Raw genomic sequence first — 11,950 nt, forward strand, 5'->3', positions numbered from 1 at the left:
TTGAAAACCTTCAAAATTCTTGCTGAGCGATATCGCAATCGAGGCAAAAGACTAGCATTAAGATTCAATCTAATTGCTGGAATTTATAACTTGGAGCTGAGTGAAAAATGACTTATGAAAGAAATCTTATGTATATTTAAGTATAGTTATACCATTAAAAATCAATGAGAATGCATATTTTTTTAAATTCCTTACTTACGATGTATTGTTCAATTTCAATATTTATGGTCATTTTTATATATTTTTTATCTAATTGGCAAATATGGGAAAAACATTTTACATTCATTAGTTTAATGTCATTCTTAATACTGGCAATTTGTTTTTACTTTAAATATAACGAAAAATTGAATGATGGTAATATTTTATTCAAGCAGTTGCCAATGAAAGTACAACTACCAATAAGAACTTCAACTATATTATTTTTAAACCTAAATTTGGGTTTTATCTTATTTATATTGGCAGTGCTTACGATAGTAATTACAGCTAATATATGGTTTTTTACACTTTGTATTTTTATTATTTGGAATGCAATAATTTGTCATCCTCATATTTGGTTTGTAGATTCAATTGATTTAAAACAAGATATAAAAAATAAAACAAACGAATTTGAAATTCTAAGACAGGATAAAGGTGATTTTGAATATTTTAATGATGGTTTCACATACACTATAACTGGGCCTGAAATAAGCACTAAAACTATATTATGGAAAGATATTCAAAGTATAGATGTCGTACGCCAAGATCTTGGAACCATTGATGAGATTCAGCTCTATATATTGTGTTCAAATACAATCATTTATATTGCCGAAAATACACCGGGTTATTACTATTTCATTGATCAACTGCATCAGAATTTTCCAGAAATAGATGAAATTTGGCAAATTTCAATCATTGCAGATGATTCAGGGCAACCATTCAATATTTTAAAAAAAGGTAATGGTCTCTGATATGAAAAGCTATTTAGCCATCTATGACATTGGCGCATAATTTGCTTGCTTCTACCTAATTTTTTTACTGTTTGATATAACAAATTAGGAAGTTGAAGTGACTACAGGCTACTTACGTGGACAAGACTTAATTGACCAGATCCAACAACAGGATTATTCCAGAGACCTAATTGGATATCATGGCGATGTACCTCAAGTCGTATGGCCTAATCAGGCACGTATCGCAGTGCAGTTCGTGTTGAACTATGAAGAAGGTGGAGAAAACCACATCGAACATGGGGATACAGGATCAGAACAATTCTTATCCGATATTATTGGAGCGGCCAGTTTTCCTGCCAAACATATGTCGATGGACTCGATGTATGAATATGGCTCCAGAGCCGGTTTTTGGCGGATTCATGAAGAATTTAAAAAACGTGATTTACCCATGACGGTCTTTGGTGTCGGTATGGCTTTAGCGCGCAATCCTTATATCGTCGATGCGATCAAACAAGCCAATTATGATGTCGTTTCACATGGTCAACGCTGGTTACATTATCAGGATATGCCGATAGAGTTGGAACATCAGCACATGGATCAGGCAATTAGTGTGCTTGAAGCTTTATTTGGAAAGATGCCTATTGGTTGGTACACAGGGCGTGACAGTCCCAATACACGTCAGCTATTGGCTGAATTCCCGCAAATCAAATATGACTGTGATCACTATGGTGATGATTTACCTTTTTGGAGTCATTTGACGAATGAAAATGGTCTAACCCGTCCTCATTTAATTATTCCTTATACACTCGAAAGCAATGATATGAAGTTTTGTTCACCGGGTGGTTTCAACAGTGGTGAACAGTTTTATCAATATCTTAAAGACGCTTTTGATGTGCTATATGCAGAAGGTGAAAGCGCGCCAAAAATGTTATCGATTGGGATGCATTGTCGTATTTTAGGGCGACCAGGCCGTTTTAAAGCACTACAACGATTCTTAGATTATGTGCAATCACATGAAAAAGTCTGGATCTGTCGCCGTGGTGATATCGCGGAACATTGGTATACACATCATGCAGTCTAGTAAAAAAATATTTGGATAAAGAGGAGCTTAGCTCCTCTTTTTTTAGGCCTGTACTTAGGTAACTGACATCATAGACCTAGGTTGGCACTGATATTGCAAAACTAAATTTGAACAATCATTCAATAATTTTAGGCGATTTTATAGTGCAACTTGTTGAATTTAATAAAGCATCCGAAGCAGATGCAAAAACTTTTTTAAAGCACTGTGTGCAAATTGAAGGCTGGGCAGAACATATTGTAGCGCAGCGTCCTTATACCTGTGTCACACAAATCATAGAGCAAGCAGTAAAAGCTGCAAATGCTTGGACTTGGGATGAAATCAAAAATGCTCTAGATAACCATCCACGGATTGGTGAAAAAAAGGCACAGGCAGAATTAAGTTGTTTGGAACAACAATTTTCAAATCAAGAACAGTCTGAAATTTCAGCAGATGAAGAAACTCAATTTGCATTGCTCAAAGGCAATGTCGCGTATGAGAAAAAGTACGGATACCTCTTTTTAATCAAAGCCTCTGGCCTTAGTAGTGAAGATGTACTACAGGCACTGCAATATCGATTATTGAATGATCCTGAAACTGAAAAACGAATTGTTCATCATCAATTGGCTGAAATTGCCTTATTAAGATTAAAACAGGAGCTTAGCGCATGATTAGCTCACATATTTTAGATACCAATCTGGGTAAACCTGCAGCGAATGTCCACATTCAATTATTTAATGCACACGGAGAGTTACTAGGTTCAGCCCAAACCAATGCAGATGGTCGCGTCAATGATTTTGCGCTGAAGGACTTTACAGCAGGTGCTTATAGCCTTGAATTTGCGACTGCTGAATATTTTCAGACTTTAAATACCGAAACCTTTTTTCCGAAAGCTGTGATTCATTTTTATGTAAAAGATGCCTCGCAGCATTTTCATATTCCTTTACTCATCAGCCCATTTGCATATTCAACGTATCGTGGCAGCTAAGAGCAAAGTTAAAAAATAGGGGATATAAAAATGACAGAACAAGATAAAACAGATTCACCAGAACATGAATATTTAGGCGCAGGGAAAAGCCTTGCCTATGGTTTACAGCATGTATTAACCATGTATGGCGGTATTATCGCTCCGCCATTGATTATTGGTACAGCCGCGGGACTTGAACCTGCGCAAATCGGTTTATTGATTGCGGCGGCGCTTTTTGTCGGTGGCTTGGCGACCATACTACAAACCGTAGGTGTGAAATATATCGGTGCAAAATTACCCTTAGTACAAGGTGTTTCATTTGCAGGTGTGGCGACGATGATTGCCATAGTAACCGCAGGCGGTGGGCTTTCTGCTGTTTATGGCGCGGTGATTGTTGCATCCCTAATTGGCTTTTTCCTAGCACCTTATTTTTCAAAAATTATTCGTTTTTTCCCACCGATTGTGACAGGCTGTGTGATCACCGTGATTGGTCTTTCATTGCTTCCTGTAGCGGTACGCTGGATGATGGGGGGCAATAATAAAGCACCAGACTGGGGAAGTGCTGAGAACATCAGCTTGGCATTTTTAACTTTGGGTATCGTGATAGCGCTGAATTTAACACGTAATGCAACCATCCGACGTTTATCTATTTTGTTAGCCATCGTCTTCGGTACAGTGCTCGCTTATACCTTTGGCTTTGGAGATTTTTCTAAAGTTGCACATGGTAACTGGATTCAATTTCCAAGCTTCTTTGCTTTCGGTATGCCAACTTTTGAGTTAAGTGCCATTATTGCCATGCTGATCGTAACTTTAGTGATTATGACTGAAACGACGGCAGACATTATTGCTGTCGGGGAAATTGTAGGTACCAAAGTGGATGCTGAGCGTATTACCAATGGCTTACGTGCAGATATGCTATCTAGTGCAGCAGCGCCAATTTTCGGTTCATTCATGCAAAGTGCTTTTGCACAAAATGTCGGTTTAGTAGCGATTACAGGTGTGAAAAGTCGCTTTGTTGTCGCAGCGGGTGGAATGATTTTAGTCGTATTAGGCGTTCTACCAATTATGGGGCGACTGATTGCAGCGATTCCAGTCCCTGTATTAGGTGGTGCTGGTTTAGTTTTGTTTGGAACGGTTGCGGCAAGTGGTATTCGTACCTTGGCGAAAATTGACTATAACGAGCAAAAGAACCTCATCATTGTTGCGACTGCAATTGCAGCAGGGATGATTCCAATTATCGATCATTCTTTCTATGCAAACTTCCCGAAATGGGTGCAAACACTCTTTCACTCAGGTATTAGTTCAACTTGTTTGATGGCGATTATTTTAAATATTGTGTTCAATCATTTGAATTTATTTAAAAATAAAGAAGTGAATATGAGCAAAGATCAGGTTAAAAACCCAAGCATGGCGATAGATGTGCATCATTAATCATGGCAGATCTTGGGTCTTGAACCATACGATGATTCATAGAATATAGTTTGTATCGAACAATAAAGCCCTCGAAGTAGAGGGCTTTTTTATTGCGATATTTTTTAATTAAACTATATCAAGAGGTGAAATAAATTATGTATTAACAGATGGTTAGATGGTTAGATGGTTAGATGGTTAGATGGTTAGATGGTTAGATGGTTAGATGGTTAGATGGTTTTTAGTCTATTTAACTCTAAGTATTTAAGCTAAATACATTAATTTGAAATGTGAATAGGCATTGGGAACTGGAACACATCACAATTATGCCCAGTCCCAATACGATCGATGACGGCAAAGCTACTTGGTGCTTCGAGTGTTAGGAGAGGATGATGCCATGTTCCTGCACGATAATTGACTCCTTGGCTACCATCAGTAATGAAAGCACATAGCTGTGTAAGATCAGGGCTGTGATCATCCAATGCAGGTGCGACTAACACTAAAAAAGCCTGTGCTTGCATTGGAATAAACGCTTGCGAGCCGTTGGGATGCCGCTCTAACATCGAAATCGTAAAAGGCAATTCAGTGGTTTTGATATTTCTAAAGATGCTAATTCCAGCAACCGCATCACCTGAAATTTCTGTTTCTACGAGGGCATGATATCGCTCTGTATGTGCATCATTGATGTGGAAAAAATCATGTCCAGTTGTGCAAATGACCTCTCCAAAAGGCGCAAAGCCTTCAATACTGAGAGCTTGTATTTTTATGCTGTGTGTCATGTTTAGATATCTTATAGGGCATTTAATTAAAAAAATTGAAACCAAACACATAGGAAGCACGAAGGCTTCCTATGTGATTAACACTGCAATTAAGGATGTATTTTTCCCCATAACCGTATGCGACTAATCCCCCCGTCAGGAATCATATTGATGCGGATATGCGATATTTTTTCATGCTTTAAAATCTCACTGACAAAGCTATGAATATGATCCATCTGCATGTCTTGTGCATCGAGTAAAAAAGGCCAGAACATACTTTGCGGAATCAGTTGAGGGTCAGTGGCATCTTCTACATAGATCGCTTGTATAGAAACCTGCGCAGGGAAGTTGCCTTTAAAATGGGCAGTATCAATATCAATTTTTTCAATTGAACCAGATTGACCCAAAGCCAAAATACACCAGTCAAAACCTGGTGCACGGCGACGTTTAGTTTCCCAACCATCTCCCATATTGATGCCGCGACCAGGGTTAATTAAGTTTCGTGGATGTCCAAAATGAGCATCACTATAAGCAACAACACGTCCACCATTTTCTAGCGCAACGAGGTCTAATGTGCTCGTATTGTCTTGAATTTGAACCTGAACTTCACCATAGACTTTAAATCGTGCAATACCACCGTCTGGATATATATTTAAACGTACATGGGTAAAAACCTGATCATTTGAGACGGTCAATATATGGTGTTGGCTCGGGCCCAATACTGTATTGTCTAAGATATTGACCCATGCTGCCTGTGCTATTTCACCACTCGGTGCAAAACAAGCTTCAACTGATGCGGAAGCTGGATAATTCCCTGTAAAGAATGTTGTATCAATATCTAAGGCTTGAATTTGGCCAGCAACACCGAGTTGGATGATGGCCCAATCATAACCTGCATGGCGTTTACGACGCGTTTCCCAACCATCCATCCATTTGCCATGATCATCAAATTTATCTTCGACAAAGATTGGTGCATTAAATTGAAGCATGCGTTTTGCTTCTGCAAAAAAATCATCTGAACAATCAAGTATTTTTGCACCAATACGGTCATCAGCTAAATTTGTAAGTGCCTGTAATTGTGCAGGAATATCAAAACTTGGTGCGAGTAAAGTCGCCATATATAAAATCCATTCACTATTTTCATTTAAAACATATGCATTTTGTTTTCAGTGTTAAAAATTTAACATTTGATAAAAACAAGCATTTACACGTGTTTAGAAGCACAGCGTGTGCCAACTTTAGAATTTTTTATTGCTTGTTTGAAAAAATGGCATGCTTTTCGCTTTTTAGGAGAAGGATATTTAAAAAAACACAGGGGGAGTTATAGATGGACATTACAATTATTGGTGCAGGTATGGCGGGCCTAACGACTGGGATCGCTTTGAAAAAATTTGGACACCAAGTAACCATCTATGAACAGGCAGAACAAATTTTACCTGTTGGAGCCGCTATTTCTTTATGGTCTAACGGTGTCAAATGTTTGAACTATTTGGGGCTAACCGAACAAGTCGAAAAGCTCGGTGGCAAGATGGATCACTTAGCCTATATTGATGGCTTAACGGGCGATGTTATGACGCAGTTTAGTCTGTTTCCTTTAATCGAAGAAGTTGGACAACGACCTTATCCCGTTTCACGTGCAGACTTACAAAATATGCTCATGGATGAATTTGGTCGTGAGAAGATTCATCTAGACAAAAAAATGGTGAGCTTCTCAGAACAAGATGATCAGGTGATCACCCGTTTTGCCGACGGAAGTGAGGTTCAGGCTGATTTATTGGTTGGCGCCGATGGTACACATTCATTGACACGGGCATATGTATTGGGTGAACAAGTTGAGCGCCGCTATGCAGGTTATGTCAATTGGAACGGTTTAGTCGACATTTCAGAAGAATTTGCTGCGGCAGATCAATGGACGACATTTGTAGGAGAAGGTAAACGCGTTTCGCTGATGCCCGTTGCCGACAACCGATTCTATTTCTTCTTTGATGTACCTTTAGCAGCAGGCTTAGAAAATGACCGCACACAATATAAGGCCTTATTTAAAGAATACTTTAAAGGTTGGTGTGAACCGGTTCAAAAGCTAATTGATGCTGTAGATGCCAAAAAAACCAATCGGGTAGAAATTCATGATATTGAACCTTTTGCAGATTTCTACAAAGGTCGTGTGGTGATCGTGGGTGATGCAGCACACAGCACAACGCCTGATATTGGACAAGGTGGTTGCCAAGCAATGGAAGATGCAATTTATCTAGCTCGTGCTTTGCAAATCAATACTTTGGGCTTGCATGATTCATTGCGACGTTATCAAAATAAACGTAATGAACGTGCCAATGAATTGGTTTTGCGAGCGCGTAAGCGTTGTGATGTGACCCATATGAAAGATGAAAGTGTGACGCGTGAATGGTATGCAGAACTGCGTAAGGAACAAGGCAATCATATTATGAAAGGCATTATTAGTAATATTGTAGGTAATCCATTGGATTAAAAAAATAAACTAATAAAACTTTAGCTTTCAGCAGCCAGTACGGGTTATTCGCACTGGCTTTTTTTTACAAAAAAATAAGTGACAAAAAAAGCCTAAATAATGGTTTTAGGGGTTCAAAGATTTTAAATTGATCTTAATTTCTTCCATTTTTTCCACCAAAAGATTAATCATGATCTGAGAAATTCGGGAGGTTTGGCGCTTCGATGCGACACATAAAGCGATGGTTAAACTGTGTAAACCTTTTTCACGGATCGGTTTAAAAATAATCTTATTATTCTCAAGCAGTGGCAAAGCATCCATGTATGACATCAAACTGATGCCTAATTGTTGCTGAACCAATGACAATATCATTCTAATGTCATTACATTCGATCTTTTGAATCGGACTAAACTTATGATGTTTATATAAAGTCTGTACATATTCACTAATAATGAGTGGATCACTCGGTAAAATATGCCGTTCATTTAACGTATCTGAAAGATAGATTTTATCCATCCCACCCAAGGTATGATGCGGCGACATTACAAAGCCCAACGGAATTTCTATAAAGGATAAAATCTCTAATTGGCTATGGCTTTTGGGATTTAAAATAATGCCAAAATCTAATTCTGCATCGACGATTTTTCTAGAAATGTCTTCACTGCTATTCATGCTGATGTTGAGGTTGATCCACGGATAGGTTTCAGCCATCTTTTGAATGCAGTCGACGACAAAACTGTCATTCAAAGCCGCAATAAAGCCCATTTCAATGTTTCCACGGTTCAAACCTTGGATTTCATCAAATCGAGTTCGCGTCAGTTGATATTCTTTTTGCCATTTTAATAAATCGGCGTACAGTAATTCACCCGCAAGCGTCAGTTTTAAGCCCTGAGGTAGTCGTTCAAATAGGGCAACCCCCAGTTCTTCCTCTGCCAAAACGATTTGTCGATGTACTGCCGAGACTGAAATAAAAAGTTGTTCAGCAGCTTTGCGTAGACTTCCAGTCCGTGCAACCGCCATAAAATATTCAGAAAATCTAGAAAAAGTAATCGACATACAGGCTTCAATCTCTATCGCGTAAATAGCGAATCATAATGTTATGCATTTTAAGCGATATTCATGCCAGCTTTATCAAATCGTGCAGAGTTCAATGCTTAATGTTCTAAAAAACAGAACAATCCATGCAAATCATTCTAATAGACAGAAATGTGTTTAGATTTTAATTTCGACTTAGAAAATAAGGATTTAGCAAAATTTAAATAGCGCTAAATGCTAAAGAAATATTGCAATTGTCGAGATGAACTATGAATGCCATTCCAGTACTCAATTTATTTACCCAACCTCAGTGCAGTACATTTGATGCCAACGACTGGAATATTTTGGCGCAGCACTGGTATCCCGTTGCACGTGTAGAAGATGTTTCGACTGAACCGCAACAAGTGCAATTACTCGATGTAAAAATGGCGTTATATCAAACTGAAAGTGGAAAAATTCATTTGGTTCGTGACATTTGTCCACATCGAGGGGTGCCATTAACTAAAGGCTGGGTCAAGGGTGAAGACATTATTTGTCCATATCATGGTTTACATTATAACGGCGCAGGAAGGTGTGTAAAAATTCCCGCACAGCCAGAGCTGACTCAAATTTCAGAGCGTTTTTCATTAACTAAATTTCCAGTTGTATTGAAATATGGATTGGTGTGGACCAGTTTATTTAATCGCGATGAATCTACGGCCAATTTTCCAGATTTAGACACGTGGGATAACGAGCAGCACCAATCTATATTGCCACCTTATGTAGATATTGGTGGTTCAAGTGGACGTCAGCTTGAAGGCTTTATTGATGTTGCACATTTCGCATGGGTGCATCATGAGAGCTTTGCAGACCGTGAAAACCCCAAAGTGAAAAAATATTCGACAGTGCGTACAGACTATGGACTACATACAGAATATCTCAGTGATGTGAGTAATTATCCGCATGGCTTACAACATTTAGCGCCAGAAGATTTTTTATGGAAAAGAACGTTTGATGTCTATCCGCCATTTTCTGCAATTTTAACCATCGATTTTCCTGAAAATGGGGTGTTAAAAATCTTAAATGCTTGTTGTCCTGTATCGCATAATAAAACCCGTTTATTTGTGCCTTTAACTCGTAATTTTGATACCACTGGCGATTTACAAGCGGTCTATGATTTTAATGCACAAATTTTTGCTGAAGATCAGGACATGGTGGAAAGTCAAAAACCAGAGGAATTGCCACTGGATATTAGTATGGAGGCGCATTTCGAAGCAGATCGATCATCGACAACCTATCGTCGCATATTAGCTGAATGGGGGTTAAGCAAACGTTATACCGTTTAATATATAAATTCCAAAATTTTTAAATTTGAAATTTTCATGCAAAAAAGCGACTCAATCGAGTCGCTTTTTGAATTTGTACGATACGGATTAGTTTACACGTATCCATGTCTGGCTGCGTCCAAGCGCGGATACTCCAATATAGCCACGACCATTCAAGGTCTTACCGTCATTCGACATTTTTGCATTGAAGCTATAAGTTTTACCATTTTTCGGGTCAGTAATTTTACCGCCGTCATAGGTATTTTTACCGGTATTTTTCAAACCATTCACGATTTGCACACCGAGTAGTGGTTTATTGTGGAATTTACCTACACATTTTTGGCAGTTTTCTGCTTCACCCGGGGTGAGTACATCAACGATTTTTGCAGATAAAACGCCCTTTGATGTTTCATTAAATTGAACTACAGATAAAGGTTTTTTGGTTTGGTCATCGATGGTTTTCCATTTAGTACCATGCAATGGATCAGCAGCCAAAGCTAAGCTAGACACCAGTGACAAACCGATTAGGCTAAGAGTTGTTTTTATCATTTTAGAACCTCTATTGAACATAGTAAGAGATGTGCATCCCTGATCTTCCAAAGGGTGGATACACAAGACTTGGAAAATTACAAAGCATCAGCCTTGTTGTCTTCAAGGGCTATATTCACAAAAAAATAAGTATATATTGTGGATTTTATATACTGATTTTGAATATGTAGAATCTGGATCGTGTAGAAAAATAGAATAAATGTTGAGCTTTGTTTATAACATTTGGGGTTTGTATCACTTTTATAAATATCAAACGCAATTTGATTTAAAAAAATTGGAGCTACAATCCCAAAAAAAGCCGGAGCTAAAAGGCTCATTTAAGTTTTCAATTTTTGCTCTAATCATGTTGAATTACATTAATTTGATTTGAAGCAATAACGCTAAAGAGCTATGTATAGCATTCATATTTTACAATTAAATAAAATCATTTCATTCATAGATCAGTTATCGTTAAGCTTGTGTTATGAATAATATGAAAATGCAGCTTGTTCACTGAACGAGATTAAGTGTGTATAGGAATAACGATGAAAAATTTTAACAACAAAGTCGCAGCCATTACTGGAGCAGGTTCAGGTATTGGGCAGCAGTTAGCCATTCAACTGGCTCAATCAGGTGCGCATCTAGCATTAAGTGATCGCAACCTTGACGGTCTTGCACAAACGGCTGAAATGATTAAGCACACCGGTGTGAAAATAATTCAGACCCAATTAGATGTGTCTGATCGTGCCGCTGTCGAGCAATGGGCGGCTGCAACCCAAGCTGAATTTGGTCAGGTCAATTTGATCTTTAATAATGCGGGTGTCGCGCTAGCCAGTACAGTAGAAGGTATGCATTATGATGAAATTGAGTGGATTATGAATATCAATTTCTGGGGCGTGGTGTATGGGACAAAAGCATTTTTACCGTATTTAAAACAAAGTGGTGATGGACATATTGTGAATATTTCCAGCTTATTTGGTTTGACGGCTCAACCGACGCAAAGTGCCTATAATGCAACAAAGTTTGCAGTACGTGGTTTTACGGAATCTTTACGTCAAGAATTAGATTTGGAAAATGTCGGAGTGAGCGCTACCTGCGTGCATCCGGGTGGAATTCGAACCAATATTGCAAATAGCGCGCGTATGAGTGACAGTATTCGTGCGTTAGGGATGAACCCAGATAGGGCAACCAAAGCATTTAATAAAGTGCTAAAAACACCGCCTGAAGTCGCAGCAAAAGTCATTTTAGATGCGGTAAAGCAGAATAAACGTCGAGTTTTAATTGGTAATGATGCCAAAATTATTGATTTAATTCAGCGAATTGCACCTACACGTTATGCCCAAGCCGTAGATCTACTTAGTGGTAAGAAAAAACGTAAATAATTCAAAGATAAGTAAAAAAGGGATGATGCAACATGATCCCTTTTTTATCCTATAGAGCTCTTAATTTCGAATATTGAATTTTTAAGTTTAAATGACAAGAAAATCAAAAAATTGAGTTT

12 protein-coding genes and 1 pseudogene are annotated in these 11,950 nt (G+C 38.3%); 9 read left to right on the forward strand and 4 right to left on the reverse strand.

The features are described from left to right. From FTU12_RS13880 to FTU12_RS13905, 6 genes and pseudogenes are all read left to right on the forward strand, one after another. Window positions 1-111 (forward strand): annotated as a pseudogene (locus FTU12_RS13880) (IS5/IS1182 family transposase); the annotation flags it as partial. 269 nt (window positions 112-380) lie between these two features. Further along, window positions 381-947, forward strand: coding sequence for a hypothetical protein (locus tag FTU12_RS13885; RefSeq protein ID WP_180022852.1), 567 nt, complete (start codon window positions 381-383; stop codon window positions 945-947). A gap of 97 nt (window positions 948-1,044) precedes the next feature. Continuing rightward, window positions 1,045-2,007 carry an allantoinase PuuE gene (puuE, locus tag FTU12_RS13890; RefSeq protein WP_180114618.1) on the forward strand — a complete coding sequence of 321 codons (963 nt, stop codon included), beginning with the start codon at window positions 1,045-1,047 and terminating at the stop codon, window positions 2,005-2,007. 143 nt (window positions 2,008-2,150) lie between these two features. Beyond that, entirely contained in the window at window positions 2,151-2,654 is a 504-nt protein-coding gene (gene uraD, locus FTU12_RS13895; protein WP_180114620.1) for a 2-oxo-4-hydroxy-4-carboxy-5-ureidoimidazoline decarboxylase, read from the forward strand. Further along, window positions 2,651-2,971, forward strand: a complete 321-nt coding sequence (gene uraH / locus FTU12_RS13900) for a hydroxyisourate hydrolase (RefSeq protein ID WP_168379624.1) — start codon at window positions 2,651-2,653, stop codon at window positions 2,969-2,971. Before uraD ends, uraH begins: the two co-directional genes overlap by 4 nt. A gap of 30 nt (window positions 2,972-3,001) precedes the next feature. Then, a complete protein-coding gene (locus FTU12_RS13905) occupies window positions 3,002-4,381 on the forward strand; it encodes a nucleobase:cation symporter-2 family protein (protein WP_180114622.1) in 1,380 nt (459 codons plus the stop codon). A gap of 257 nt (window positions 4,382-4,638) precedes the next feature. Here the strand turns inward: FTU12_RS13905 and FTU12_RS13910 are convergent, their stop codons facing one another. Beyond that, entirely contained in the window at window positions 4,639-5,139 is a 501-nt protein-coding gene (locus FTU12_RS13910) for an ureidoglycolate lyase (RefSeq protein ID WP_180114624.1), read from the reverse strand. 89 nt (window positions 5,140-5,228) lie between these two features. Next, window positions 5,229-6,236 carry an allantoicase gene (gene alc, locus FTU12_RS13915; protein ID WP_180114626.1) on the reverse strand — a complete coding sequence of 336 codons (1,008 nt, stop codon included), beginning with the start codon at window positions 6,234-6,236 and terminating at the stop codon, window positions 5,229-5,231. Between the two features lie 209 nt (window positions 6,237-6,445). Between alc and hpxO the strand changes: the two genes are divergently transcribed. After that, entirely contained in the window at window positions 6,446-7,603 is a 1,158-nt protein-coding gene (gene hpxO / locus FTU12_RS13920) for an FAD-dependent urate hydroxylase HpxO (RefSeq protein WP_180114628.1), read from the forward strand. A 105-nt stretch (window positions 7,604-7,708) separates the two neighbouring features. Here the strand turns inward: hpxO and FTU12_RS13925 are convergent, their stop codons facing one another. Next, complete coding sequence (locus FTU12_RS13925) at window positions 7,709-8,638, reverse strand: LysR family transcriptional regulator (RefSeq protein WP_078190745.1); 930 nt, start codon at window positions 8,636-8,638, stop codon at window positions 7,709-7,711. 248 nt (window positions 8,639-8,886) lie between these two features. Here FTU12_RS13925 and FTU12_RS13930 point away from each other — a divergent pair, with 248 nt between their 5' ends. Further along, window positions 8,887-9,942 carry an aromatic ring-hydroxylating dioxygenase subunit alpha gene (locus FTU12_RS13930; protein WP_180050827.1) on the forward strand — a complete coding sequence of 352 codons (1,056 nt, stop codon included), beginning with the start codon at window positions 8,887-8,889 and terminating at the stop codon, window positions 9,940-9,942. 87 nt (window positions 9,943-10,029) lie between these two features. Here FTU12_RS13930 and FTU12_RS13935 read toward each other — a convergent pair whose 3' ends face one another. Continuing rightward, complete coding sequence (locus FTU12_RS13935; RefSeq protein ID WP_168379617.1) at window positions 10,030-10,470, reverse strand: DUF2147 domain-containing protein; 441 nt, start codon at window positions 10,468-10,470, stop codon at window positions 10,030-10,032. A gap of 524 nt (window positions 10,471-10,994) precedes the next feature. Here FTU12_RS13935 and FTU12_RS13940 point away from each other — a divergent pair. Beyond that, window positions 10,995-11,831 carry an SDR family oxidoreductase gene (locus tag FTU12_RS13940; RefSeq protein ID WP_180114630.1) on the forward strand — a complete coding sequence of 279 codons (837 nt, stop codon included), beginning with the start codon at window positions 10,995-10,997 and terminating at the stop codon, window positions 11,829-11,831. Window positions 11,832-11,950 lie beyond the last annotated feature (119 nt).

It is taken from the genome of Acinetobacter sp. YH12063 (assembly GCF_013419715.1).
Classification (GTDB): Bacteria; Pseudomonadota; Gammaproteobacteria; order Pseudomonadales; family Moraxellaceae; genus Acinetobacter; species Acinetobacter amyesii.

Excerpts from the sequence above, each read along its gene's own strand:
- FTU12_RS13885 (WP_180022852.1), top strand. The coding sequence starts at position 381 with ATGAAAGTACAACTACCAATAAGAACTTCAACTATATTATTTTTAAAC.
- FTU12_RS13935 (WP_168379617.1), bottom strand. The coding sequence starts at position 10,470 with ATGATAAAAACAACTCTTAGCCTAATCGGTTTGTCACTGGTGTCTAGC.
- hpxO (WP_180114628.1), top strand. The coding sequence starts at position 6,446 with ATGGACATTACAATTATTGGTGCAGGTATGGCGGGCCTAACGACTGGG.
- uraH (WP_168379624.1), top strand. The coding sequence starts at position 2,651 with ATGATTAGCTCACATATTTTAGATACCAATCTGGGTAAACCTGCAGCG.
- FTU12_RS13905 (WP_180114622.1), top strand. The coding sequence starts at position 3,002 with ATGACAGAACAAGATAAAACAGATTCACCAGAACATGAATATTTAGGC.
- FTU12_RS13925 (WP_078190745.1), bottom strand. The coding sequence starts at position 8,638 with ATGTCGATTACTTTTTCTAGATTTTCTGAATATTTTATGGCGGTTGCA.
- FTU12_RS13940 (WP_180114630.1), top strand. The coding sequence starts at position 10,995 with ATGAAAAATTTTAACAACAAAGTCGCAGCCATTACTGGAGCAGGTTCA.
- FTU12_RS13910 (WP_180114624.1), bottom strand. The coding sequence starts at position 5,139 with ATGACACACAGCATAAAAATACAAGCTCTCAGTATTGAAGGCTTTGCG.
- alc (WP_180114626.1), bottom strand. The coding sequence starts at position 6,236 with ATGGCGACTTTACTCGCACCAAGTTTTGATATTCCTGCACAATTACAG.
- FTU12_RS13930 (WP_180050827.1), top strand. The coding sequence starts at position 8,887 with ATGAATGCCATTCCAGTACTCAATTTATTTACCCAACCTCAGTGCAGT.